This window comes from Pinirhizobacter sp., from assembly GCF_036499745.1.
Lineage (GTDB): Bacteria > Pseudomonadota > Gammaproteobacteria > Xanthomonadales > Rhodanobacteraceae > Pinirhizobacter.
Genome location: NZ_DASYDG010000050.1, coordinates 63,729 through 89,172, shown reverse-complemented (window position 1 = coordinate 89,172; position 25,444 = coordinate 63,729). Strand labels below are relative to the sequence as shown.

Annotated in this window: 17 protein-coding genes; 13 read left to right on the top strand and 4 right to left on the bottom strand. The window is 63.9% G+C overall.

Going from position 1 to position 25,444, the window contains the following annotated elements:
• The first annotated feature begins 4 nt into the window (after positions 1 to 4).
• The 6 genes from VGM61_RS17110 to VGM61_RS17085 are packed head-to-tail and all read left to right on the top strand — an operon-like array spanning position 5 to position 9,941.
• Complete coding sequence (locus VGM61_RS17110) at positions 5 to 328, top strand: hypothetical protein (RefSeq protein ID WP_331524106.1); 324 nt, start codon at positions 5 to 7, stop codon at positions 326 to 328.
• Between the two features lie 7 nt (positions 329 to 335).
• Positions 336 to 695 carry a GPW/gp25 family protein gene (locus VGM61_RS17105; RefSeq protein ID WP_331524105.1) on the top strand — a complete coding sequence of 120 codons (360 nt, stop codon included), beginning with the start codon at positions 336 to 338 and terminating at the stop codon, positions 693 to 695.
• On the top strand, positions 692 to 3,220 hold the full coding sequence (locus tag VGM61_RS17100; RefSeq protein ID WP_331524104.1) for a putative baseplate assembly protein: 2,529 nt from the start codon (positions 692 to 694) through the stop codon (positions 3,218 to 3,220). The genes VGM61_RS17105 and VGM61_RS17100 overlap by 4 nt, the downstream gene beginning before the upstream one ends.
• On the top strand, positions 3,217 to 6,048 hold the full coding sequence (locus VGM61_RS17095; RefSeq protein WP_331524103.1) for a putative baseplate assembly protein: 2,832 nt from the start codon (positions 3,217 to 3,219) through the stop codon (positions 6,046 to 6,048). Before VGM61_RS17100 ends, VGM61_RS17095 begins: the two co-directional genes overlap by 4 nt.
• A complete protein-coding gene (locus VGM61_RS17090; RefSeq protein WP_331524102.1) occupies positions 6,045 to 8,276 on the top strand; it encodes a hypothetical protein in 2,232 nt (743 codons plus the stop codon). Before VGM61_RS17095 ends, VGM61_RS17090 begins: the two co-directional genes overlap by 4 nt.
• A gap of 9 nt (positions 8,277 to 8,285) precedes the next feature.
• Entirely contained in the window at positions 8,286 to 9,941 is a 1,656-nt protein-coding gene (locus VGM61_RS17085) for a DUF6519 domain-containing protein (RefSeq protein ID WP_331524101.1), read from the top strand.
• Positions 9,942 to 9,955: 14 nt separating this feature from the next.
• On the opposite strand, the gene VGM61_RS17080 is transcribed toward VGM61_RS17085, so the two are convergent.
• The gene (locus VGM61_RS17080; protein ID WP_331524100.1) at positions 9,956 to 10,243 is read right to left on the bottom strand and encodes a hypothetical protein; all 288 of its coding nucleotides are present in this window, start codon (positions 10,241 to 10,243) and stop codon (positions 9,956 to 9,958) included.
• A gap of 155 nt (positions 10,244 to 10,398) precedes the next feature.
• Between VGM61_RS17080 and VGM61_RS17075 the strand changes: the two genes are divergently transcribed.
• Positions 10,399 to 10,857, top strand: coding sequence for an FAD-dependent oxidoreductase (locus VGM61_RS17075; protein WP_414694908.1), 459 nt, complete (start codon positions 10,399 to 10,401; stop codon positions 10,855 to 10,857).
• Here the strand turns inward: VGM61_RS17075 and VGM61_RS17070 are convergent.
• Positions 10,847 to 11,740, bottom strand: coding sequence for a LysR family transcriptional regulator (locus VGM61_RS17070; RefSeq protein ID WP_331524099.1), 894 nt, complete (start codon positions 11,738 to 11,740; stop codon positions 10,847 to 10,849). The two genes, VGM61_RS17075 and VGM61_RS17070, sit on opposite strands and share 11 nt — an antisense overlap.
• A gap of 123 nt (positions 11,741 to 11,863) precedes the next feature.
• Between VGM61_RS17070 and VGM61_RS17065 the strand changes: the two genes are divergently transcribed.
• The 3 genes from VGM61_RS17065 (at position 11,864) to VGM61_RS17055 (ending at position 15,330) form a co-directional block, all read left to right on the top strand.
• Complete coding sequence (locus tag VGM61_RS17065; protein WP_331524098.1) at positions 11,864 to 12,643, top strand: SDR family NAD(P)-dependent oxidoreductase; 780 nt, start codon at positions 11,864 to 11,866, stop codon at positions 12,641 to 12,643.
• Between the two features lie 154 nt (positions 12,644 to 12,797).
• A complete protein-coding gene (locus tag VGM61_RS17060) occupies positions 12,798 to 14,102 on the top strand; it encodes an ABC transporter permease (RefSeq protein ID WP_331524097.1) in 1,305 nt (434 codons plus the stop codon).
• Between the two features lie 19 nt (positions 14,103 to 14,121).
• Entirely contained in the window at positions 14,122 to 15,330 is a 1,209-nt protein-coding gene (locus VGM61_RS17055; protein ID WP_331524095.1) for an ABC transporter permease, read from the top strand.
• On the opposite strand, the gene VGM61_RS17050 is transcribed toward VGM61_RS17055, so the two are convergent.
• Positions 15,325 to 16,593, bottom strand: a complete 1,269-nt coding sequence (locus VGM61_RS17050; protein WP_331524094.1) for a phospholipase D-like domain-containing protein — start codon at positions 16,591 to 16,593, stop codon at positions 15,325 to 15,327. The genes VGM61_RS17055 and VGM61_RS17050 overlap by 6 nt on opposite strands.
• Before the next feature lie 186 nt (positions 16,594 to 16,779).
• On the opposite strand from VGM61_RS17050, the gene VGM61_RS17045 reads away from it, so the two are divergent.
• The 3 genes from VGM61_RS17045 (at position 16,780) to VGM61_RS17035 (ending at position 23,287) form a co-directional block, all read left to right on the top strand.
• Complete coding sequence (locus tag VGM61_RS17045) at positions 16,780 to 19,494, top strand: glycosyl hydrolase family 65 protein (RefSeq protein WP_331524093.1); 2,715 nt, start codon at positions 16,780 to 16,782, stop codon at positions 19,492 to 19,494.
• Positions 19,495 to 19,750: 256 nt separating this feature from the next.
• On the top strand, positions 19,751 to 22,687 hold the full coding sequence (locus VGM61_RS17040; RefSeq protein WP_331524092.1) for a TonB-dependent receptor: 2,937 nt from the start codon (positions 19,751 to 19,753) through the stop codon (positions 22,685 to 22,687).
• Between the two features lie 75 nt (positions 22,688 to 22,762).
• Positions 22,763 to 23,287: a DUF2501 domain-containing protein gene (locus VGM61_RS17035; protein ID WP_331524091.1), complete on the top strand. Its 525-nt coding sequence runs from the start codon at positions 22,763 to 22,765 to the stop codon at positions 23,285 to 23,287.
• 42 nt (positions 23,288 to 23,329) lie between these two features.
• Here VGM61_RS17035 and VGM61_RS17030 read toward each other — a convergent pair whose 3' ends face one another.
• Positions 23,330 to 25,444: a TonB-dependent receptor gene (locus VGM61_RS17030; RefSeq protein ID WP_331524090.1), complete on the bottom strand. Its 2,115-nt coding sequence runs from the start codon at positions 25,442 to 25,444 to the stop codon at positions 23,330 to 23,332.

The window sequence follows — 25,444 nt, the reverse complement described above, 5'->3', positions numbered from 1 at the left end:
GACCATGCCCGGACCCCTCATTCATGTCGGTGCCACCGTGATGTGCATGCACGCAGGGCAGGCGCAGCCAACGACTCCCAACGCGCGCGTTACGGTAAGCGGGCAGGCGACGGTCACCATGGCTCCGCCCTGGACTGTCACCGGCTGCATCCTGCCTCCGCCCAGCGCCGGCAACGGCCCCTGCATCACGGCGCAGTTCACCACCGCCGCCACCAGGGTCACGTCCAGCGGCCAACCGCTGCTGTTGTTCGACAGCCAGGCCATGTGTGCGCCCACGGCCACGCCGCTGATGATCATGGCCGGCCAGACCCGCGCGGTGGCGCAGTGAGGACGCGATGAACATCCACTATCCCTTTGCCTTTGATCGACGTGGCCGGGTGGCGGAAACACCCCGCGACGACCACGTGCGCGACATGATCGAACAGCTGCTCTTCACCGGCCCCGGGGAACGGGTGAATCGTCCGGATTTCGGCAGCGGCCTGCAGCAGCTGGTGTTCGCGCCCAACAGCGTGGAACTGGCGGCAGCGTTGCAGTTCACCATGCAGGCGTCGCTGCAGCGCTGGCTGGGTGACGTGATCAGTGTGGATGCCTTAAGTGTGGATGTGCGTGACGCCACGCTTGATGTTGCGTTGTCGTACACCATCCTTGCCACCGGTGAAGTGCGCAACGATATGCTGTCCAGGAGCGTGTCGTGAATGCCGCGCTGGACCGTTGCCTGGCTTCGCCAGCCTGCGCGTTGCCCTTGCGACGCCTGAAACTTCTGGGCGGTGAATCGCTTAACGGTATCGACTACGTAGAGGTGGGCGAGGACGGCACCAGCCTGTGCGTGCACCTCTTCGGCGCCATCCCGCAAGGCTTGGGCGTGGCCAACGTACGCATCGAAGGTGGTGACCGCATCACCGGGCTGAAGGCGCTCAGCGTCACACCGGAGACCGAGCCGGACCTGCATGACGATCCGTGCCTGCGCGTCATGTTGGACCGACAGGGTGACCACACGGCGTATTGCCTGTGCCTGGTCGATGCCGGTTCCGGCGCCGACCCTGCGACATGGCAGCCATTGGCAGGCTTCGATCCGCGCCATGCCTGCACCACCTTGCGCTTCCGCCTGGATTGCGGACGCGACCTGGACTGTGCCGCCGCTGCGCCATGCGTGCCCGAACCTGCACCCGGGCCTGCCATCGATTACCTGGCCCGCGACTTCGAGGGCTTCCGCCAGATGTTCCTGGACCGGCTGGCGGTATCGATGCCCTCGTGGAAGGAACGGCATATTCCCGACATCGGCATCGCCCTGGTGGAGGTGCTGGCCTATACGGCGGACTACCTGGCGTACTACCAGGACGCCGTGGCTACCGAGGCCTACCTGGATACCTCGCGCCGGCGGATCTCCGTGCGACGTCATGCGCGCCTGGTCGACTATGTCATGCATGAGGGTTGCAACGCCCGCGCCTTCGTCACCATCGCCCACGAGGGCGACGACTTCGACCTGGTGCTCGGCGATACGCTATTGCTCGCCCCGCCTGCCGATGCGCGCGATGCCAAGCCGGGTGCGATCGACCCGGCTGCGCTTGCTGCTGCACGCACGGCCGGTGCCACGGTCTACGCGCCGATGGTGCTCGACGGACAGGCGACGCGCACGATCGTCGCCGCTCACTCCACGATCCACATATATACATGGGGCGACGAACTGTGTTGCCTGCACAAGGGCGCCACGCGCGCAACGCTGGTGGACGGTAGCGCACCCAACCCCGACGGCGGCGGTGGTCGTGCGTTGAAGCTGGCCGTCGGCGACTTCATCGTGTTCGAGGAAGTGCTGGGAATAGTCACGGGCAATCCTGCCGATGCGGACCCTGCCCATCGCCAGGTCGTGCGACTGACGGCGGTGGAGCCTTCGCAGGATCCCCTCGATGGCACACCCCTGGTGGACGTCACCTGGGATGCGTGCGACACACTCACCTTTGACCTGTGCCTGTCGATCCGGCGCGCATCACCGGACTGTTCGCTGGTCACCGGGGTAAGCGTGGTTCGGGGCAATGTGTTGCTGGTGGATCACGGCGACGATGGCAATACCGACACCTGGACGGTGCCGGGTGCGCCGACACCCGGATGCTGCCACTGCGAGGGTGCGGTGGTGGATGTGACGTATGGTGCGCAGCGCGACGACCACGTGGTTCCCGGTACACCGCTGACCTTCGCTGAAGCCCAGCCTGCCGGAGCACCGGTTTGCAAGCTGTTGCAACGTGACCCGCGGCAGGCCCGGCCCGGGATCAGCGTGGCATCGTCAGGTTCCACGTGGGCTGCGCAGGGTGATCTGCTTTCAAGCGCGCCGGATGATCGCCAGTTCGTGGTCGAGATCGACGATGAGGCCCGCACGCACCTGCGTTTCGGCGATGGCGCGAATGGCCGCCGGCCCCAGGCGGGCGATGTATTTACTGCCACGCCACGCCTTGGCAACGGGCCAGCTGGCAATGTTGGCGCAGACAGCATCATCTGGATAGCCTCCAGAACCGGAACGCTTGGGCTTGATCTGCGCCCGCGCAATCCGATCGCAGCCACCGGTGGCACCGCCGCTGAAACACTGGCGGAGGTGAAGGCATACGCACCAGGCGCGTTCCGGGCGGTGCCCTTGCGGGCCATCGTGCCGGCCGACTACGCCGCATTCGCCCAGCAGGTGGCCGGGGTACAGGGGGCCAGTTGCGCCATGGCATGGACGGGCAGTGGCTACGAGGCCCGGGTATCGGTAGATCCCTTGGGTACCGAAGTGATGCCGGTATCGCTTGCGCCGCTGGTGCGTGCGGACCTTTGGCGCTATCGCCGCATCGGCCACGACGTGGCTGTGGTGCCGGCCCGCTATGTACCAGTGCTGGTGGAGGTGTTCGTCTGCGTGTTGCCCGACTTCATCGTGGCCCACGTCAAGGCGGCGCTCATCGAGCGATTCGGCAACCGGCGCCGCAGCGACGGAACCCTGGGCTTCTTCCACCCTGATCGCTTGAACCTGGGAGCGCCGGTGCTCGCTAGCGCGATCATCGCCCAGGCCCAGGCCGTAACGGGCGTGGCCCACGTTGAGTTGCGCACCTTGGTACGGCAGGAAATCGGTACCTCGGGAGATATTCCCGCCGACGGGATACTCCATCTGGCGCCCGACGAAGTGGCGCAAGCCGACAATGACCCCGACCACCCGGACCACGGGCGGATCGCCTTCACCTTTGGAGGTGGCCGATGAGCTGCTGCAGCGCTTGTGGCGCCCACGCCTGTGCCTGCGGGTGCGGCGCGCCGGCACGTACGCCCCTTGCCGTGTACAACCGTCCGGGGCTCGACACCATCGCCTGGCGCGTGGGCACCTACGGCGATTTCCGCGCGACGATGCAGATGGACCTTTCGGGCGCCGCGTATCCGGCGCTCTCTGCCTTGCGCACGCGTGAGTCGGACGACCCGGTGATGGCCCTGGTCGACGCGTGGTCCGCCGGCGCGGATGTACTCACGTTTTATGGTGAGCGCATCGCCAATGAAGGCTACCTGCGCACGGCCACCGAGCGGCGGTCGGTGCTGGAACTGGCCCGCCTGGTCGACTACCGGCCGCGGCCCGGCGTGGCCGCCAGCGTCTACCTGGCCTTTACTGTCGACGACAATGCCGGCGCGGTCACTATCACCGCCGGATCACCGGCGCAATCGGTGCCCGGGCCGGGCGAGCAGATGCAGACGTTCGAGACAGCCGAGGCGCTCGATGCCAGGCCAGTATGGAATGCGCTATTGCCGCGGATGACGCAGCCTCAGCTGGTGTCGCGGGACAATCTCGATGCGCTCGATTCGATGTACTTCACAAGCGACGCAAACGATCTCAAGCAGGGTCAATGGCTGGTCTTCGATTTCGATGATGGCCAGATGCCTGCCGTGCGCAAGATCGCATCGGTGACGGTCGACCATGCCGCCAAACGCACGATCGTAGGCTTCGAAGCGGTCGCAGGGACGGCTGCGATGGGTGTCATGGCCATGGTGCGCGGCCAGACACCGTTCCAGACCCTGATCGATTCATTGACACGGCCGCCAACGCTGCAGCCGGCCAATGCGCTACGACTGTCCAGGAGCATCGAGGGGGCGCTGGGCAAGGGCAGCGATGCCCGACCGCAGTTGCTGCAACTGTTCCAGCCGCGCCTGGTGGGCACGCTCTATAACGCGTGGGGTGGCCTGGCCTCGCCGCGCGGCAGCGCCCAGGTGCAGCGAATTTACGTGCAGCGTGTGTCGGCGCCGAGGTTCGGGTACAACGCTGCCGTTCCGATGAAGATCAAGACGGCATCGGATGGAACAGTAACGACGTCGCCCACGGGCGTCGATTGGCCGGTGGATGGGTCGGAGGGTACCGATACCTTTTTCCTCGACAATGCTTACGACGGCATCCAGCCGGGTACCTATGTGGTACAGACGGATCCGACTGCGACGCAGCCGATCGTGCGCCGCATTGCCACTGTGTCGGTCCATCCGCGCACGGCCTATGGCATCCCGGGCAAGACCACGGAACTGACCCTTGAACCTGTACAGGATTCATCGCCTGCCCGGGCCATCGCGATGATTGCCGCTCCGGCAAAGACCATCGCCACCACCATCCGCGTCCAGCAACTGTCGGTGAAGGGCGAGCTCCTGACGCTGGCCGACGTGCCCATTGCCACCGACGTCGGCGGCGCACCGGCAAGTGCCACGCGCCTGGCACTGGAGCAGGTGGTGGATGGGCTTCAAGGAGGCCGGTGGCTCATCGTCCAGGGCGTGCGAAGCGACCTTCCCGGCAGTGCGCAGGTGGTTTCATCCGAACTGGTGATGGTGGAGGCGGTGGAGCAGGGTATCGACCCGGCCTTGCCGGGTGATTCGCTGCACAGCACGCTGGTGCTTGCCAACGAAGGTATTGCCTACGGCTACCGCCGCGACACGGTGAAGATCCTCGCCAACGTGGTCCGCGCAACGCATGGGCAATCACGCACGGAAGTGCTGGGTAACGGTGATGGTGCACAGGCTATGCAGGCGTTTGTGCTGAAGCAGCCACCGCTGACCTTTACCTCAGCTTCGAACCCCGACGGCGTGGCCAGCTCCCTGCAGGTGCGCGTGGACAACCTGGAATGGCACGAGGTACGCAACATGGCATTCGCTGCCGCGGTGGACCGCAGTTTCGTCACCCGTACGGCGGATGATGGCAAGACCACGGTGACGTTCGGCGATGGCGTGCACGGCCGGCGTCTTTCCACCGGCGCTGCCAACGTGGTGGCCCGCTACCGCAACGGCATAGGCAGTCCAGGCAATGTGGCGGCGGGCCAGGTGAGCCTGCTTGCCAGCCGGCCCCTGGGCGTGAAGGACGTCATCAATCCGCTGCCGGCATCGGGCGGCGCGGACCCGGAGACGCGCGACCAGGCACGCGGGAATGTTCCCTTGGCCGTCATGGCGCTGGATCGGCTGGTCTCGGTTCCCGACTATGCGAATTTCTCGCGGGCGTTCGGCGGCGTGGGCAAGGCAGCAGCGGTGGCGTTGGCCGGGGGCGTGCGCGTAACCGTTGCAGGGGCAGGCGATATTCGCATCGATACCACATCAGATGTTTATCGTAACTTGCTGTCTTCGCTGCAAATTTACGGTGATCCGTCGTTGCCGGTGGCACTGGATGTCCGCGAGCTGTTGGCTCTGTCGCTGAGCGCGAAGGTGGGCCTGGCGGCGGACTACGCCTGGGAGTTCGTCGAGCCGGTCATCCGTGACACCCTGCTGGACGCCTTCGGCTTCGAGCGCTCGGCACTGGCCCGCAACGTCTACCTGAGCCAGGTGATCGCGTGCATCCAGGGTGTACCGGGCGTGGCCTGGGTGGACGTCGATGCCTTCGACACCCTCGACGAGTCGACGGTGCTTGCAAGCCTTGCCGACGGCGGAGATGACGACCTGCCCGATGTCCCGGGCCTCGTGCAGCGCGTACTGGTTCAGCCCGCGCGGCTGGATACCCAGGGCCAGGCGCTGTCAGCTCAGCTGGCGTACTTCCTGCCCAACGTTCCCGATACCTTGCTGTTGCAGGAGGCCATCCCATGAGCCTGAGTCCTGATCGTCTTTACGACCTGCTGCCTGCCATCTACCGCGCCCGGGATGAGGAAGAAGGTTTTCCGTTGCGCGATTTCCTCCGCGTATTGGCCGCCCAGGCCAATGTGGTGGAAGAGGACATCGGGCGCCTCTACGACAACTGGTTCATCGAAACCTGCGACGACTGGGTAGTGCCCTATCTGGCGGACCTGCTCGGTTACTCGCCGTTGCCGGAAGCTGCCACCCTGGATGGCAGCGAGCCGGCGCTCGGCCGAGCCCTGAGTCCCCGCAGCGACGTCGCCCACACCATCGATGCACGCCGCCGCAAGGGCACGTTGTCCCTGCTGGAAGACCTCTCCCGCGACGCCGCGGGATGGCCCGGACGGGCAGTGGAATTCCGCACGAAGCTGGGCTGCACGCAGCACCTGGATCATCAGCATCCCAACCGCGGAGCCACCATCGACGTGCGTCGTCCCGGTCCACTGCAGCTGCTGCGTTTCGCGCGCGGCGCCTTCGATCCATGGGCCCATCGCGTAGATGTAAGGCGACTGGGCAGCCAGCGCCGCCGTGGGCGCTTCAATATTCCCGATGTCGGGATCTTCGCCTTCCGCTTGCGTAGCTATCCCGTAACCACGACACCCGCCTATTGCGTCGAAGAAAGTGGCCCACAGTGCTACACCTTCAGCGTCCTGGGCCATGATACGACCTTGTTCCAGTTGCCCGTGGCGGAGCCGTCGCCCACGCATATCGCGGGCGAGGCGAACCTGCCGGTACCGTTGCGCCGCTACCGCTTCGCGCTTCGCGGAGACGCTGCTGATTACTCGCGCGTGTCGCCGGAACTCTACGGTGAGGGCAAGAGCGTGCAGGTGTTCGCGCCGGACTGGCCTGCCAAGGGACAGGGCATGCCGGTGCCGATCGGCGCCCTGATCGCCGCCAACCTGGACGACTGGCAATATCAGGTACCGCGCAACCACCTTGCGCTCGATCCCCACACCGGGCGCCTGCAGTTTCCTGCCAACCAGAGGCCCAAGCGTGGCGTCTGGGTCAGCTACTACCAAGGCTTCGCAGGCGACATCGGGGGCGGGGAATATGCGCGCCCCCTGGTGTCGCTCGACGGCGCTTCGTTGTACGTGGTGCACACCGCAACGCCCCTGACGCCGCTGGCTGATCCCCTGCCGGAAAACCACTTCGCTTCCATCAAGGACGCGCTTCAGGCGTGGGCCTCCGCCAAGACCGCCACGCCATCGGCACGGGCCCTGGTGATCGAGTTGGCCGAAAGCGGCCTCTATGACGGTGGCCTGGACATCCAGCTCGAAGAAGGCGAAGCGATCCAGATCCGTGCCGCAGAGCGGACGCGACCCGTACTTCGCCTGCTGGACGTGCACGCGAGCCGACCGGACGCGTTGAGCATTGGTGGCCTGGCCGGAAGCCGCTTCATCCTCGACGGCCTGCTGGTGATGGGCCGCGGCGTGGAAGTGCGCGGGCCGCAGGAAGACGATCCGAACGCCATGCCGGGCGACCTGTGTGAACTGGTGATCCGCCACTGCACCCTGGTGCCGGGCTGGTCGTTGCATTGCGATTGTGATCCGAAGCGCCCCGGTGAGCCCAGCATTACGCTCGATGGCACCACCGCCTCGCTACGCGTGGAAAACAGCATCCTTGGACCGGTCTCGGTGGTATCGCCGGCCCGCCGTACTGAGCCGGTGGATATCAGTTTCTGCAATAGCATCCTGGATGCCACCGGTTCCGCGCGCGTGGCACTGGGTGCACCGGACGAAGCTGTTGCACACGCCAGTGTCGTTTTTCGCCGGTGCTCGGTGATCGGGCTGACGCAGGTCCACGCGCTGGCATTTGCCGAAGACAGCATCTTCGGAAGCACCGTGCGCGTGTTGCGCCGACAGGTGGGATGCGTTCGCTTCTGCTTCGTGCCATCGGGCTCGCGTACACCGCCGCGTTTCCATTGCCAGCCCGATCTTGCCGTGGCGGCAGCGACACCGGCAGCGAAGGCAGCAACGCTAGTGCGCGTACTTCCTGAATTTCGAAGCCTGCGCTATGGCTCGCCGCACTATATGCGCCTGGACGATGCCTGTTGCCAGGAAATTGTCACCGGGGCCTCCGATGCCGCTTCGATGGGCGCATGGCACGACCTTTTCGAACCGCAGCGGCAGGCCAACCTTGCCGCGCGCCTTGGTGAATCCGTGCCGGCAGGGGCGGACGCCGGAATCATCTTCGCCAGTTAGGAGAGCACCATGAAAGGCGACTTCGCCAGGGTCACCTTCGACCCCACGCGGCATTTCAGCCAGGTCTTCCAGCAGCAGGGAAGGGTACAACTGGAATCGGACTGGAATGAGCAGGCCACCATCGGGCTGTACTTGCTGCGCACCATGGTGACGGACCTGGTCGGCCCCTGCTGGGCCGCCGGTACGGGCTTTTCGATCACGCGGCAGAACCTGCTGGCGAACTGGCAACTGTCGCCGGGGCACTTCTATGTCGATGGCATTCTGTGCCAGAACGAAGCGGCATGTACCGTGGCGACCCAGCCGTATGCGCCCACGCCCGGCAACGGTTTCGACCTTGCCGAGCCGCCCACGGGGTTCGTCGTGTGGCTGGACGTGTGGGAGCGGCACCTTTCTGCCATTGAAGCACCATCGATCCTGGACGCGGCCCTCGAGGGCGTCGACACCGCGACGCGCGCGCAGGTGGTGTGGCAGCTTCGGCTCACTGATTCCGCCGCGCTCGGGCCGCAACTGGATGTGCTGGCCGTGGCGTTGAAGCTGCGTATGGGCGGTGACCTCTCCGATGCAGACAAGGCAATGCTGCAGCAGCAGATCAATGAGCTCGCCGCCTTGCGCCGAAGCCTGGATGCCGGGCAGGACGACCCCTGCACCATCTTGCGCGCCGTGCTCAACGCCCGCGCCACGTATGCATGGCCGCGCCTGCGCGCGCAGGCAGGTCCTGTGGATAGCGATGACGACCCTTGCGTGATCGCCGCCGACGCCCGCTACCGGGGACTTGAGAACCAGCTTTATCGCGTGGAGATCCACGATGGCGCCTCGATCGGGCCCAATGGCGCGGCCGTGGGGGCGACCTTCAAGTGGTCGCGCGAGAACGGCTCGGTGATATTCCCGGTCACAGCAGCCGCGGGCGGATCGGCGCAGGATGGCTCGCCGCAACTGGTAGTGGGCCTGGGCAACCTTGGCCGCGACCAGCGCCTTGGCCTGGCCGCCAACGAGTGGGTGGAGGTGCTCGACGACAACGTGACGCTGTCGCAACTGGCCGCTCCCTTGCTGCAGATCGTGGCCATCGATGCTTCCAGCCGCACGGTTACCCTGCAGGGGCGCAAGGGCGACACGATTGCGTTGCCGTCGCTTGATCCCGGCAGGCACGCGTTGCTCCGCCGCTGGGACCAGCAGGACGGTGTATCCGCCGATGGTGTATTGCCCGTCGCCGAAGGCGGCTGGATCATCCTTGAGGATGGCCTGCAGGTGTGGTTCGAGCCCGGCGGTGCCTACGAGACGGGCGATTACTGGCAGGTGCCCGCGCGCGTGGCCGGGAATGGCAGCCTTGATTGGTCCACGACCAACGGCGCACCAGACGCGGTGAAATCCCGCGGTATGCATCATCGCGCAGCCCTTGGTGTTTCCACCCTTCGTGCGAATTACACCGAGTGCTGCTGCCGTGTCGTTTCGTTGTGCGAGCAGATGCGGGCGGCGAGCGGGGCGAAGAAGACGACCCCAGGGACAGTCACGCCAGCGCCATCGAAACCCCTGGTGCCCTTGACACCGGGAAAGCTGGTGGGGCCGACGAAGACGGCCAAGGCGGCGGTGAAAGTTAGGAAGGCGACCAAAGCAACCAAAGCCGTGAAGTCAACCAAGGCTGTCAAGCCGACACGCAGAGGGCGCTAAAGCTGCAGCCTGTACTAGAGACCCTTCACCAAGGCAATAATGCCCACGAGTAGCATCAGGGTGCTTAGCCTTGCGAAGAGGTGGCCACGTCGGTCATAGCCGTGGGCCATCACGGCTCCGCGTATTTCGCCGAAGCTGTTTCGCAACAGGCGATGATTTAGCCAAAGACTGGTAGCGGCGAAAATACCCCCGGCGCCGAAGCAGGCCGGTACGACCGAGTGCTCCCTGAGAGAGAAGACAATCAGACCTGCACCCATAACAAGTCCAGATCCGATCAGTACCCATGCAGTACGTTTGCCCATGGCTTGAGCCTGCTTGGCGAGAATGGTCGGATGCTACGCCGCTTCGCTGCCCTCGCGCGAACGCGTCGATATTGTCAATCGCAACATCCTGCGATCACCCTTCGCCATCCTGTGGGAAACTTCGCCTATCCGAACGCAGTGGACAAGGACGGTAGATGCGGATCGCCATCGTGGGCTATGGAACGGCTGGACAGGCTTCAGCGTTATTGTTGTCGGGGCAAGGACACCAGATCACGGTATTCGAGCAGGCGTTCGCTCCAGGCCCGGTGGGCGCGGGCTTCCTGCTGCAGCCCACGGGCCTGGCCGTGCTCGCCCGGCTCGGCTTGCACGAACAGGCGCTTGCCCAGGGCCAGCGCATTGATGAGCTCCATGGCAGTACGCCTCGCGGCCGGGCGGTGATGGCGATGCGCTACGCAGACCATCGCGAAGGATGCTTCGGATTGGGGATGACCCGCGGCGCCTTGTTCGAGACACTGAGGCAGGCATGGACGGGCGCGGCTGGCATCCGCACAGGCATCCGGATTGAACGCTACGATCCCGCCACGCGCACGTTGCACGACGCCGAAGGCCGTGTGCATGCCGCCTCCAGCCGCACCCGGTGCGCTAGCCGCTGAATAGCGTTGCCACCCACTCGGCGAACACGCGCACGCGGGCGATGTTCTGGCGGCCCGGTGGGAACACCAGGTAGGCGGGTATCGGATCGGGCTGGAAGTCGTCGAGCAACGACACCAGCCGGCCCGACGCAATATAGGGATCGGCGGCGAACGCCAGCGTCTGCACAAGCCCCAACCCCGACACGGCAGCCGCCACGTGGGTGTTGCTTTCGTTCACAACGACTTCCGCCGTGGCATTGATCTCGACGGTTGCGCCGGCCACCTTGAAGCGCAACGGGGTGATCTGGCCGCTTCGCGCCGAGAAATAACCGACCACGGCGTGGCCGTCATGCAGGATGTCATTCGGAACTGACGGTGTGCCGGCTTTGGCAAGATACGCGGGCGTGGCGCACGTGCGAAAGGCCAGCGTACCCAGCTTGCGTACTACCAGGCTTCCATCGTCAGCAGTGCTGCGCACGGCGCAATCGATATTCTCGCCAATCAGGTCCGTGGTTCGATCGGTCACCCCCAGTTGCACGCGAATGCCCGGATAACGCGCGCGGAACTGGCCGAGCTTTGGCAGGATGATGCCGCTGGCCACCGACCCACCCGTGTCGACGCGGAGGGTGCCTTGCGGGTTCGAACCACCCGCGACCAGTGTGGTTTCCAGGTCGTCGAGATCACCCAGGATCGAGCGAGTGCGTTCGTAATATTCAGCGCCCTCGACGGTCACCGTGACGCGGCGCGTGGTTCGTTGCAGCAGGCGTACCCCAAGCGAGGCTTCCAGGGCCTGGATCATCTTGGTCACCGAGGCATTTGGCAACTGCATGGAAGTAGCGGCCCGGGTGAAGCTTCCCGTCTCGACGACGCGGCCGAAGGCGCGGATGGCGGCCAGGCGATCCATGAGGCACCTATTATTTCCGTGGGGAAATAATGATTACACGGAATGTCCGTTTATTCGCTGGGTGGCAATAAATACCTTGTGGACAACGGGGCGCGCTTCGCCCCATCCACAGGACCATCCGCCATGAACAACCCACTTTCCAATGTCCATGCCAGCCGGCATGCCGGCAAGGTCGCCCTCGTCACCGGGGGCAGCTCCGGCCTTGGCCTTGCCACGGCAACGCGCCTGGTAGCCGAAGGCGCCATCGTCTACATCACCGGCCGTCGCCAGGCAGAGCTCGATGTTGCCGTGCATACGATCGGCAAGGGCGTCACGGCCATCCAGGGTGACATCAGCTCCAACGCCGACCTGGAACGCATCTTCCGCACCATCGGCGAGCGTCACGCCAAACTCGACATTCTCTTCGCCAATGCCGGCGGTGGCGCCTTCGCCCCATTGGGCCAGGTGACGGAGGAGCAATTCGACAAGTACTTCGGCATCAACGTCAAAGGCACGCTCTTTACCGTGCAGAAGGCGATCGAGCTCATGGGCCCCGGCGCGGCCATCGTGGTCAATGGCTCGATGGTGTCGATCAAGGGCGCCCCTGCGTTTGGCGTATACGCCGCGACCAAGGCGGCGCTTCGGTCTTTCGTACGTAGCTGGGCATCGGACCTGAAGGGTCGGGATATCCGCGTGAACATCGTGGCGCCGGGGACGATCGTCACTCCCGGCTACAAGAGTGAGCTTGGCATGTCCGACGAAGATATCGCCATCTTCAGCAAGCACACCGCCGAGATCACACCGCTGGGCCGCGTTGGCCAGCCGGATGAAGTAGCGGCCGCGGTGAGTTTCCTGGCCTCGGACGAGGCCAGCTACATCACCGGCATCGAGCTCTTCATCGACGGTGGCCAGGCACAAGTCTGATGCTCCAGGCAGTGTCCGCCGGGCAGGGGAATCTGTCCGCGGACACCGGCCCACACCAACGGTTTGCGGTTTTTCCCCGGATCCACGCAAATGGCCCGTGGCACGGCAGTTGCAATGCCACGGCATGGGCGCGGGATGCGCGGGAGGGACGGACATGTTCGCTTACAACCTGGAGATGGCCCTGCGCAGCCTGAAGCGGAACCGTGCGCTCACGCTGCTGATGGTGCTGGCGATCGCGCTGGGGATCGGGGCGAGCATGACCACGCTCACCGTGCTGCACGTGCTGTCCGGCGACCCGATTCCCGGTAGCAGCGCCCAGCTCTACTACCCGCAGCTGGACCCGCGTGACATGGACGGCTACACGCCCACCAGCAAGCCGCCGGAGCAGCTTTCCTGGCCCGACGGCATGTACCTGCTCAAGGCGGCCCGGGGCAGCCACCAGGCGCTGATGACCGGTGGCGCGGTACCGATCCAGTCCACGCAGTCGACCATCGAGCCGTTCTTCGAGGACGCGCGATACACCACGGCCGATTTCTTCCCGATGTTCAACGTGCCCTTCATCTTCGGCCACGCCTGGACCGCGGCCGAAGACCAGGCCAAGGCCCGCGTGGCGGTGATCACCCGCGATCTTAACGACAAGCTCTTCAGCGGCAAGGACAGCACGGGGCAGTCGCTGCGCGTGAACGGACACGATCTGCGCATCATCGGCGTGATCGATAATTGGCGCCCGAACCCGCATTTCTACGACCTCAACATGAGCACGTTCTCGGAGAAGGAGAACGTCTTCATACCCTTGTTCACCTCCCGCGACCTGTTGCTCGAGCGCAATGGATCGTCAGACTGCTGGGGCACTGACGGCAACGACGGCGACCACATGGAAACGTCCGAGTGTGTATGGCTGCAGTTCTGGGTACAGCTCGATTCACCCGCCAAGGCTGCTGCCTACAAGGAATTCCTGGTCCATTACAGCCAGGAGCAGAAGGCCCTGGGCCGGTTCCAGCGCCCGCCGAACGTGGTTTTGCCCAACTTGATGCAATGGCTGGACATCAACAAGGTAGTGCCGGGCGATGTCCGCCTGCAGGTATGGCTGGCCCTGGGCTTCCTGGTGGTGTGCCTGGTCAATACGGTGGGATTGATGCTGGCCAAGTTCCTGCGCCGGGCCTCCGAACTTGGTGTGCGCCGCGCCCTGGGTGCGTCACGCCGGGTGATCTTCGCCCAACTGCTGGTGGAAGCGGGCCTGGTGGGCCTGGTGGGAGGCGCCGGCGGCCTGCTGCTGTCGCTGCTGGGCTTGTGGCTGGTGCGCCTGCAACCTTCCGATTATGCCTCGCTGGCCCATCTGGACCTGCCGATGCTCCTGGCGACTTTCCTGCTGGCGGTATCGGCCACCCTCGTCGCCGGCCTGCTGCCTGCCTGGCGCGCGTGCCAGGTGGTGCCCGCCCTTCAACTCAAGAGCAACTAGGGGAACCAGGATGGACATCATGCCGATTCTTGCCTCGTTGCGGCATCACAAGATCACCGCGTTGCTGGTGATCCTGGAGATCGCCCTTACCTGCGCCATCGTCTGTAACTCGGTGTTCCTCATTTCCCAGCGCATCGACCGCATGAACATCCCCAGCGGGATCGCGGAAAACGAAGTGATCCGGGTGCAGACAGCCGACATCGGACGTCGCGCCGACACCATGGCACGCGCCGAGGAAGACCTCGCCGCCATCAAGAAGATCGCCGGCGTCAAGGCCGTGGCACTGAGCAACCAGGTACCCTTCGGGCGTTCGTCCAACAACAGCACGATCAAACTCGACCCCACCCAGAAGAACGAATCGCTCAACGCCACCATCTACCAGGGCCAGGATGTTGTCCAGGCGTTGGGTGCGCAAGTGATTGCCGGCCGCGACCTTACCCACGAGGACAACGTGGATTTCTCGGTGGCGGTTGCCTCGAAGCTAAAGATCATTCCCAAGGTGGTCGTGATCTCAAGCGGCATGGCCGAAAAGCTCTGGCCGGGCCAGAATGCCGTCGGCAAGACGATTTACATGGGCGACAAGCCGATGATGGTGGTAGGGGTGTTGAGGCACCTGGTGCGGCCTTCCATATGGGACTGGCATACCGCCGACTACAGCATCGTCTTACCCCTGCGCATCGGCGCCACCCCTGGCACGAACTACATTATCCGTACCTCACCGGCTGATCGCGAGCGCGTACTCCAGCAAGCCGTCGCTGCACTCAAGGTGACCAATCCGAACCGCATCATCCTGAAGAAAAGCACGTTCGATGAAGTGCGTCGCACTTACTTCCAGGACGACCGCGCCATGATCGGACTGCTGGTGGGGGTTTGCATTGCGCTACTGGTGGTCACCGCACTGGGCATCGTGGGCCTGGGAAGTTTCTGGGTGGCGCAGAGGCGCCGGCAGATCGGCGTGCGCCGCGCGCTGGGCGCCACGCGCGCGAATATCCTGCATTACTTCCAGACCGAGAATTTCATCCTGACCACCGTGGGCATCGCCAGCGGCGCCGCCCTGGCATATGGCGTGAACGGATTGTTGATGCAGCACTACGAACTGCCACGCCTTCCCGGTGCGTATCCGGTGGCCGGGGCCATCCTGCTGTGGATCGTGGGCCAGGCCGCGGTGCTGTGGCCGGCCATGCGTGCAGCGGCGGTGCCTCCGGTGGTGGCCACGCGCAGCTCATAGCTGCGATTCGAACGGCCGCGTCAGCACCTCGCCAAGTTTTTGCCAGGCCGGGCGCTGCTTCCACATGTCGAGGGTGTAACGCCGGGCATGGCGCAGGTCAGCCTCCATCATGTCGGTCATCGTGCGGGCGAAGTCGTCCGAATAGACATTCAGGCTTGCCTCGTCATTGAGGTTGAATGAGCGCATGTCGAAGTTGGTGGAACCCACCGATACCATGTGACGGTCCATGATCAGGACCTTGTTGTGCATCATGGTGGGCTGGTACTCATAGATTTCCACACCTGCCGCCAGAAGTTTGCCCCAGGTACGCCTGGAAGCCATGCGCACGAGCTTCGAATCGATATAGCGGCCCGGTACCAGGATGCGAATGCGCGCCCCGCGATCCCTGGCGCCAAGAATCGCATTGAGGGTGATGCTGTCGGGAATAAAATACGAGGCCTGCAGATCGAAGCTTTCCACCACCGCGGCGATGGCAAGCAGGTACATCATGTGCATGCTTGAGTTGCCGCCGGCAGCGGGCGAGCTGACGAACAAGTGCATCGCATGGTCGCCTGCCGGCCCAAGCACGGGATAATAACCATCGCTGTGCTGCACGGTACCTGTGGTCTTGATCCAGTTGTCCATGAAGCAGGCCTGCATCTGCGCCACCACCGGGCCTTCCACACGGAAGTGCACATCGCGCCAGTGGCCGGGGTCCTGGGCGTGCCCCGTCCACTGGTCGGCGATACCGACGCCACCGGTGAAGCCGATGCGCCCGTCCACCACCAGCATCTTCCTGTGCGTGCGGTTGTTCATGCGGGCCATGGTGTACCAGCGCAGCGGATGGTAGCGCTCCACTTCCACGCCACCGTCGCGAAGTTCTTCCAGCAGGCGCTTGTCCATCTTTTCGCTGCCGGCCCAGTCCAGCATCACGTGCACGGTGACGCCGGCCAGCGAACGCTCCTTCAGTGCGTCGGCGAACTTCTTGCCGATATCCCCCGACCAGTAGATATAGGTTTCGAATGTGATGGTGCGTGTGGCTGAAGCAATGGCTGCCAGCATGGCCGGGAATATCTCCTCGCCGTTTTGCAGCGGCAGGACGCGGTTTCCCTCCAATATGTCCGGGCCCAGCATGGCGTCCATTTCCAGGCGGAACGGGGGGTCGCGCACGGCATGGCAGTGTTCGACCGGAAAGCGCACGGCTTTCTCGGGCTTATGGAAGTTCACCGCAATGACGATGACCATGGCAGTAACCAACGCGGTGATGACGATCGCGGTCCACATGAATGGCCGGTTCCCTCGGGCTTGGAGCGTGCAGGGTAGCCGGGCAGGGTACAAGGTGAGGTGAGCGTCCGCAGGCCGCCGCTTGCCCCCCGGTTGTCTTGCGTGTTATTCCAGTGCGTGGTGTTTCGCGGTTGCGAACTCCGCGGCATCAGTGTGGCAGGGGTGGGATATGAAGGAGAATGCGACGTGAAACGCTTGAACCGGTCGGCCCTGCTGCTGGCCCTGTTGCTCATCGCCGCGCCTTGCGCTTTCGCCGATCCCACGCCACGGGCGGCCACACAGTCCAGTCCATGGCTGTTCGTATCCACCGGCTTCGCGCCCACCGAAACCGGCATGCCCTATGTGGGCAATGGTTACTTCAGCCAGAGAATTCCACCGGCCGGCGCCGGATACCTTGCCGGGGTCGGCCGCACCAACTGGCCGATCGATGCCGTCCGCGGCGTGCAGTCGCTCCTGGCCGGCTTCTACGCCTCAGGCAAGTTCTCCAACTTCTATCCCGACGAAACCAAGCGCGTGCCGGCACTGCTGCCCACGTGGAGTTCGTTGGATTTCGCATCCCCGTCCGGGCAATACACTGCTTCGACCGCGAAGCTTACCGACATCGACGGTTACCGCCAGGTGCAGGACCTGCGTACCGGGCAGATCACCACCTCCGGTACCTGGAAAGCACCGGGTGGCGAAACCACGGCCTTCCAGTATCGAGTGTTCACCAGCCGCGCACGCAAGCATGTGGGTATCGTTGAACTGCGGTTGACGCCGAACTGGAATGGCACGCTGAAGGTGACCGGGTGGTTCGATGGCGCCGGTGCGGCACGCCTTGCCGCTGGCAACGCACAGGTAGACACCCGTGCACACCGCACGACGCTCACGGCCAGCACGGCGGGTACCCGGCTGGGCCTGGTGATGACCTCGATCCTGCGTCTGCAGGGCGACGCCACGATGACCGGCGAGGCCACGGCTACGGGCAAGCCCTTGAGCGGCGGCGAACGGGTGAGCGTGGCGGCGAAAACCGGGCAGACCTATACCTTCACCAAGTACGTGGCCGTCGCCACCTCGAAGGATTCGCCCGATCCAGCCACCGTGGCGGCAACCGAAGCACAGGCAGCCGCCAGTGCGGGGGGTGATGCCGTGCTTGCCGAAAGCCGCTCCGCCTGGGACAAGATCTGGCAGGGCGACATCGTGGTCGACGGCGCACCACAACTGCAGAACGTGGTGCGCTCAGGCATCTACAACCTCTACGCCAGCATCCGTGACGATGCACCCGGCGTGCTCGGTCCGTCCGGCCTCAGCAGCGACAGCTACGCTGGCATGGCCTTCTGGGATTCAGACACCTGGATGATGCCCGCACTTCTGGCCGTGCATCCGGACATTGCCCGGTCCATGGTCGATTACCGCTTCGACACCCTTGCCGCGGCAAAGAAGAACGCAAGCGCCAATGGCCACATGGGCGCGTATTACCCGTGGACGGCGGCCGACGACGGCTCCATCCATGAAGACTGCTACGGCACCAGGGCGGATGACAACGACAAGATCCTCGCCGACCCGAATTACAGCTGTAGCCAGGAATTCCACTTGCAGGCCGACGTTGCCATGGCGCAGTGGAACTACTTCGCGGCCACGGGCGACCGCGCGTGGCTGGCTTCGAAGGGTTTCCCGGTGCTGGCGGCCATCGCTGATTTCTGGACCAGCGTGGCGACACCGGTCGCCAATGGGGGCTTCGCGGTGAACAACGTGCAGCCGCCCGACGAAGACCATTTCGGCGTGAACAACTCCGCCTATACCAATGCCGCCGCCTCGCAGGCGATCAAGCATGCCATCGCTGCGGCGGGCCTGTTGGGCAAGCCCGTGCAGCCGCGCTGGCAGGAAGTGGCCGACGGCCTGGTCAAGACCATACCCTTCGACGCAGTGAACCAGCGCCATCTGGAATACGACGGCTATGACGGATCCACTGTCAAACAGGCCGACGTGGTGCTGATGACCTATCCGCTGCATTACCCGATGCCTGCCCAGGTGGCGCTGAACGACATCAACTATTACGTGCCGCGTACCCGTGCCAACGGGCCGGCCATGACCGATGCCATTCATTCGATCGCGACGTCCGCGCTGGACCTGCCTGGATGCGCGGCCTACACGTTCATGATCCGCAGCTACCTGCCGCAGCTGCACGAACCGTTCTTCCAGACCAGCGAAACCACCGAAGGCGGCCCGTTGAATTTCCTTACCGGTACCGGTGGCGTGCTGCAGCAGTTCCTTTATGGCTTCAGTGGGCTGCGATTCGGTCCCGATGCCATCGAACTGGATCCCAGCCTTCCGCCGCAGTTGCAGGGGCTGACATTGAAAGGCCTGCAGTGGCAGGGCCGCGTGTTCGCCATGCGCATCACCCGTGACAAGACCACAGTGACGCTGGCCTCGGGCAAGGCGATCCCGGTGACCACCCGCGCCGGCAAGCGAATGCTCGAGTCAGGCACACCACTGGTGCTCGATACCCGCAAGCCCGATCTTCAACCCACCGATAACCTGGCTCGTTGCCAGGCCACGTCGGCCACTTCGGCGATCGCCGCCAACCCCCCGGTGGCCGCGGTGGATGGTTCGATCGCCACCAGCTGGATGCCGGTGGCCGGGAAGGGCACGCTTAACATCGCCCTGGGCAAGCCCGCGGTGATCACGAGCGTGCAGTTGACGCGAGGTGCCGGCGAGACGTTCCACTACACCGTGGATGCTTCCAGCGATGGCCAGACATGGTGGCCGGTGGGATCAACGCCTGTCCACGCCGCCGGTGATGTGGACACCATTACCGCGGCGGGGGGCGGCAAAAGTGCGCGGTTCCTGCGCGTGGTGGTGGATGGCAAGGCACCGGCCCACGTGGTTGAGGTTTCAGTTAGCGGCGGGAGCCATCCATGAGGAGGTCGGCTTTTGCATCCATCTGTTGCATGGCCCAAGGGCGGAATTAAGGCCTGATTCCTCACCGCAAGAAATTGCTGTTGGTGGTGAGCGGCCGGCGTGCGGCTGCGGGCTGCCATCCGTACACGTAACCCACAACTTCATGAACCCATGCGCAACATGATGTTGCGATGCATGATGACAGCGGCAAATTCCTTCGCGCATGCTCCATTTGCAGCGCCGAGGGGGGCGCTTTCATCGGCTCTGGGGAGAATTGATGGAACATCGTTGCTTGTCGCACGTGCTCACCGTGCGCTCCTTCCGTCTGCGTCCAAGGCCGCTTTCCGCCGCCTGCGCCACGGCCCTACTGCTGGCTTTCATCGCCCCGGGCGCCCTGGCGCAGGACACTGCCCAGCCACCACCTGCCAACGACAACACGACCCAGACGACCCCGCCTGCCGGCAAGACCCCGGCCAAGGTCGACAAGAAGAACCAGAAGAAATCCGAAGATTCCGTCAGCAATCTCGATGCCGTGATCGTCACCGGCATCCAGGGCAGTATCCAGAGCTCGCTGAAGGCCAAGGAGAATTCCAACAGCATCATCGAGGCGATCTCGGCCGAGGACATCGGCAAGCTGCCTGATTCGTCCATCGCCGAAAGCCTGTCCCGCCTGGCGGGCCTGGCCACCCAGCGTGTGGCCGGACGCGCGGACATGATTTCCATCCGCGGTACCTCGCCGGACTTCACCGGTACGACCCTCAACGGCCGGGAGCAAGCCACGATCGGCGAGAACCGTGGCGTGGAGTTCGACCAGTATCCCTCCGAGCTCATCAGCGGCGCGGCCGTCTACAAGACGCCCGACGCCACGCTGATCGGTCAGGGCCTTTCCGGCACGGTGGACCTCCATACCATCAAGCCGCTGGATCTCCCCCAGCGCACCATCGCCATGAACCTTCGTGGCGAACACACCACCAATGGCGAGTTGAACCCTGCCAGCGGCGTCAACACCTGGGGTCACCGCGCGAGCTTCTCGTATATCGACCAGTTCTTCGACCACACCCTCGGTGTGGCGGTGGGCGTAGCGCAGTTGGACTCGCCCATCCAGGAACGGCAGTACCAGGCGTGGTGGTGGGCGAACAACAATGGCCCGGACGGCGCGGAAGGCATCTGGGGTGCCCCGCATACGCCGGGACTTCCCGATGGCGTGATCTCCCAAGAAGGCATGCAGGTTCGCGCCCGTAGCGAGCGTCAACTGCGCAACGGCCTGATGACGGTGATCGAGTGGGCGCCCGGTGACAACTACCACTCCACCCTCGACCTGTACTACTCCACCTTCAACCAGCGCCAGATCACCAATGGCGTGCAGTGGACGAGCAGCCCGTACGACAACGTCTCGTATTCCGATGTCGGCATTACCCCGAAACTGCCGTATCCGATCGTCACCTCCGGCACCATCAGCGGCCTGAAGCCCGTCCTGCAGAACGAATACAACAAAGAGCACGACAAGCTGTTCTCGGCCGGCTGGAACAACCAGTACGACTTCGGCAACGACTGGCTGGCCACGGCCGACCTGTCGTATTCGTCGGCCAAGGTCAACCTGCACGATGCCTACCTGTTCTCAGGCCTGGCCGGCGGCGCCACCACCACATCCGCGTTTTCCAACCATGCGGACAATGGGTATCCATACTTTACCCCCGGCGTCGATCTTGCCGATCCGGCCAATGTCGGCTTCACCGATCCGCTCAATTACGGCTACAACGGACGCGAGGAATTCGACAAGCAGAAGGACACGATCAAGGCGATCCGCCTGGAAATGAGCCATCCGGTGGGTTGGATCTTCTCCACGGTCGACTTCGGCGTGGACTATTCGGACCGGAAGAAAACCAAGACCGCCGACGTCAACTTCGCTTTCCTCAACGGCAATGGCTCCACCCAGGACACCTACGACAACAACATCTTCGCGCCGGTCAACCCGTCGTACCTGTACAACCCCAGCTACGTTGGCTACGGCGGCATTCCCGGAGCATTGAACTACGACGTGCTCAATGCGCTGCGCAGCCAGTTCTACCTGGTGCCACGCAATGGCGCGGGCGATTACTCGCGGAATTACACGATCGAGGAAAAGGTCCCGGTTGCCTACGCCAGGTTCAACATCGACACCACCGTGGGCGATATTCCCCTGGGTGGCAACGTCGGCCTGCAGGCGGTGCATACCGACCAGTCGTCGGATGCTTTGCAGACCAATGGCGATACCCTTGCCGGCCACATTTCCGACGGGACCAAGTACAACAAGTTCCTGCCCAGCCTTAACCTGAAGGCCACGATCGGCGAGCGGCAATACCTTCGCTTCGGCTTCGCCAAGACGATGACGCGTGGCCGCATCGACGACGAGAAGGTGGCGACCTCAGCTGGCGTGGCGCAGATCCAGGATGGCCCGCAAGCGGGGCAGGTGCTGTGGTCGGGCAGCGGCGGCAATCCGAAACTCAAACCCTACGTGGCCGTGGGCACGGATCTTTCCTGGGAGAAATACTTCGGCAAGGCCAGCTTTGTCGGCGCCGCGGTGTTTCACAAGAACCTGCTGAACTATATCTACAACAAGACTGTCCTCGACCACGACTTTTCCAAGAACATCAACGACACTCCCACCCTGGTACCGTCATCGAACATCGGCTCGTTCACGCTGCCGGAAAACGGCACGGGCGGCAAGATCGACGGCGTGGAGCTACAGGCCAACCTGGAAGGCGCCGTCGTGGCCCGCGCGCTGGACGGCTTCGGCATCGGCGGTAATTTCTCGCTGACGAACAGTTCCATCCCGGTCAGTTCGGTGTCGTCCATCCCCGGAGGACCCAAGACTCTTCCGGGGTTGTCGCGCAAAGTGGCGAACCTCGCCATTTATTATGAGAAATATGGGTTCTCCTTCCGCGTGGCCGAACGCTATCGCTCGGCATTCACCGGCGAGGCGGTGGCACTGTTCGACCAGTTGGGCTATCAGCAGATCCTGGCCGACAAGCAGACCGACGTCCAGGCCGGCTATGCCTTCGACCAGGGCCGCTGGAGTGGTTTGTCGATCCTGCTGCAGGTCGTCAATGCCACCAATGCTCCCTACAAGACCGTACAGATTTCCGGACTTCCCAACGGCACGCAGGTGATGCGCCCACTGGATTTCAATTCCTGGGGCCGCACGGTGATGTTCGGCGTCAACTACAAGCTTTGATGCACATTTCCGGCGTTACGAACTCGTAACGCCGGCAGGTGTTGAATGCGTGGACCTTTACATGGAGGCACGCTCATGAAGATGCGGATCAGTGTGATCGCCCTTGCCTGTGCAGGTGCATTGCTCGCAATGGCTGGTAGTGCTACAGCACAGGACTTGAGCAAGCTCGGCGGCATGCTCGGTGGCGGCGGCACGTCGATGAAGTCCGGAAGCATGGGCAATGTCTCGGGCCTGCTGCAGTATTGCGTACAGAACAATTACCTGGGTGGAAATTCCGGTGCCGCGGGAATCAAGGACAAGCTCCTTGGCAAGATGGGCGGTGCCTCATCCACACCCATGGCCGGTGGCGATACCTCGGCCAGCAAGGGCAACATGTTGTCAAAGCTTACCGGCGGGTCAAACGCCAGCGCGCAGGGCGGTGGTACTTCCACCAGCGATCCGGGCTACCTGAGCGGTGCGAAAGGCATCCTGCAGGGTGGTAACGGCCAGTCGGTGGATTTGAACAGCCTCGGTGGCGGCAACAGCGATTTGAAGTCCAAGCTCACCACCAAGGTCTGCGATACGGTGCTCAAGCAAGGGAAATCATTCCTGGGCAAGTAATTCGATGCAGGTGCTGGCCATTACCTGCTTTCCATGGGCAGGCTACAGGGTGACATGGAGGGAGAGTCGGTATTCGCGAGGCTGCCCGGGGTGCACCGTTACCCCGTCAGCCACCAGCGGGCTTGAAGGCGTTAACCGATAGTCCTGGTCGTAAGCGATGTCAAAGTACTTCCGGTCGAAGGCGTTCAGCACGTCCAGGGTCAATGCCACGCGGGGGGAGAATTCCCGCCGCAGGCGCAGGTTGGTGACCACCGAGGGTGGTGCGCGCAGCGAACCGTCTTGCGACAGCGGGTAGCCGCCGATGTACAGCGTCTTGATGTCCGCGCTCCATGGGCCGAGCCGGTGCAGGGTGATCCCGATCGAGCCCACCTTGCTTACGGCGTTGGGAATGCGGTCGCCGTCCTGGCCGTTTTCGTCGTCGTGGGCATAGCGAGCGTGGGTCCAGGCAAGGTCGGCGTCCAACAGCACATGGTCATTGATGATCCAGTGGTTGTTCCACTCCACCCCATGGCGCCGGCTGGCGCCGTTGATTTCGGTGCCGCCGGCGTCGGCGCCGTAGACCAGCTCCGAGTCGCTGTTGAGCTGCCACAGGGCAAGTGAACTCTGCAGACCGGCAATGATCTCGGTACGCACGCCCAGTTCCTCGCCCACGCTTCCCACCAGCGCCGGGGCACGGTGCAAGGGTTCGCCAGTGGTTTCGTCGAAGCGATTGACCACGCCACGGGCGTCGTTGCTGTGCAGGCCGCTGCCTGCGTTGAGAAAGAATTCGGTCTTTTGCCAAGGCCCGAACACCAGGGCGAGTTTGGGAGAGATGCGCTGGTCGTACACGCGCCCGTTATTGCGCGCAAAGGTTGCGGAATCCAGGTCCAGGGCGATCGCGTCCAGGCGTGCGCCGGCCAGGCTGCGAAACCATGGGGTCCAGGCGGTTGAGTTCTCCACATATAGGCCGGCTTCGGTTTCGCCGACCTGATTGTTGCTGACGGTGGCGAACGGTTGCCGGCCCTGCGAGTCCAGCAGGGACACGTGGATCTGGTCGTGGCGCAACTGGAGGCCGGCCTCGGTCGTTGTGTCGTGGCCGAACCAGGATCCTTCCCAGCCTTTAGCCAGGGTCGTCCCATAGATATTGCGCGCGTCGCGTTGGTTGAACTGGTCCCCGCGAACCGGGTCGTCCTCGAAATAGGTAAAGTTCGACCATAGCTGCAGGCGGTAATGCTCCAGGTAGGCTGAAGCCCTGAGGTAGCCATCGCGATCCTGGATATGCCATTGTCCGGACACGATGGCCCGCGCGGTACGGCCGCCGTCGGAAGGGTCCAGTGCGCAGAACCGGCACAGGGCACCGGACTGGATCAGTTCCAGTGGCACCTGGTCGGTGGAATTCCACCGGGCCGTGTAGACCAGGGTGTCGACCGACCAGCCATGTTGCGCATCGCCGTTTTCAAGGCGCGCGAAGCCGTTTGCCTTGCGCATGCGGTCGGGATGGCGCCAGGGTCCGTCCTCGCGTATGGATTCGACGGCACCAAGCAAGGTGGGACCCTGCGCGAGGGTGGTGGATCCTGCCAGCAAGGCGCGGCGATAGCCGTCGGTGCCGTACGTAAGATCGAGGATCGGCGCGGGCAGGGAGGAACGGTAATGAATGTCTGCGGATCCCGCCGATGAAAAGTCACCGTTGCCGGCAAAATACGGACCCTTCCGGTAGTCGATGCGTTCGACCAATTCGGGTATCAGGAAATTGATGTCACTGTAGCCCTGCCCATGCCCGTTGGTCGGCATGTTCACCGGTACGCCATCGACGGAGGTGGCGAAGTCGGTGCCATGATCGAGGTTGTAGCCGCGCGGGAAATACTGGTTGGCCTTGCCTTCGCCGGAGTGCTGGGTCACCACCAGCCCGGGAATGGCCTCCAGTATCTCGCCGGGTCGCAAGAGGGGGATGTCCTGCAACAGTGTGCCCAGGATCACGCCCTGCGAAGCGGCATTCGAGGTTCCCACGCCATTGTCGTAGTGGCCGACAACGTTCACCTGGGCAAGCGTGGCTGCCGATGAAGGGCTGGCCGGCGCATCGGCTGCTGTTGTCGTCGATGCGGCTACTGCCAGGCGCGGAGCGAACGCCGCCAGGCAGGTACACAGCACTCCGACGCAGGTCAAGGCGAATGAGGTCAT

What these genes read in the sequence shown, in the direction of transcription:
- VGM61_RS17110 (WP_331524106.1), top strand. Translation starts at nt 5, where the DNA reads ATGCCCGGACCCCTCATTCATGTCGGTGCCACCGTGATGTGCATGCAC.
- VGM61_RS17105 (WP_331524105.1), top strand. Translation starts at nt 336, where the DNA reads ATGAACATCCACTATCCCTTTGCCTTTGATCGACGTGGCCGGGTGGCG.
- VGM61_RS17095 (WP_331524103.1), top strand. Translation starts at nt 3,217, where the DNA reads ATGAGCTGCTGCAGCGCTTGTGGCGCCCACGCCTGTGCCTGCGGGTGC.
- VGM61_RS17090 (WP_331524102.1), top strand. Translation starts at nt 6,045, where the DNA reads ATGAGCCTGAGTCCTGATCGTCTTTACGACCTGCTGCCTGCCATCTAC.
- VGM61_RS17085 (WP_331524101.1), top strand. Translation starts at nt 8,286, where the DNA reads ATGAAAGGCGACTTCGCCAGGGTCACCTTCGACCCCACGCGGCATTTC.
- VGM61_RS17080 (WP_331524100.1), bottom strand. Translation starts at nt 10,243, where the DNA reads ATGGGCAAACGTACTGCATGGGTACTGATCGGATCTGGACTTGTTATG.
- VGM61_RS17075 (WP_414694908.1), top strand. Translation starts at nt 10,399, where the DNA reads ATGCGGATCGCCATCGTGGGCTATGGAACGGCTGGACAGGCTTCAGCG.
- VGM61_RS17070 (WP_331524099.1), bottom strand. Translation starts at nt 11,740, where the DNA reads ATGGATCGCCTGGCCGCCATCCGCGCCTTCGGCCGCGTCGTCGAGACG.
- VGM61_RS17065 (WP_331524098.1), top strand. Translation starts at nt 11,864, where the DNA reads ATGAACAACCCACTTTCCAATGTCCATGCCAGCCGGCATGCCGGCAAG.
- VGM61_RS17060 (WP_331524097.1), top strand. Translation starts at nt 12,798, where the DNA reads ATGTTCGCTTACAACCTGGAGATGGCCCTGCGCAGCCTGAAGCGGAAC.
- VGM61_RS17055 (WP_331524095.1), top strand. Translation starts at nt 14,122, where the DNA reads ATGCCGATTCTTGCCTCGTTGCGGCATCACAAGATCACCGCGTTGCTG.
- VGM61_RS17050 (WP_331524094.1), bottom strand. Translation starts at nt 16,593, where the DNA reads ATGTGGACCGCGATCGTCATCACCGCGTTGGTTACTGCCATGGTCATC.
- VGM61_RS17040 (WP_331524092.1), top strand. Translation starts at nt 19,751, where the DNA reads ATGGAACATCGTTGCTTGTCGCACGTGCTCACCGTGCGCTCCTTCCGT.
- VGM61_RS17035 (WP_331524091.1), top strand. Translation starts at nt 22,763, where the DNA reads ATGAAGATGCGGATCAGTGTGATCGCCCTTGCCTGTGCAGGTGCATTG.
- VGM61_RS17030 (WP_331524090.1), bottom strand. Translation starts at nt 25,444, where the DNA reads ATGACCTCATTCGCCTTGACCTGCGTCGGAGTGCTGTGTACCTGCCTG.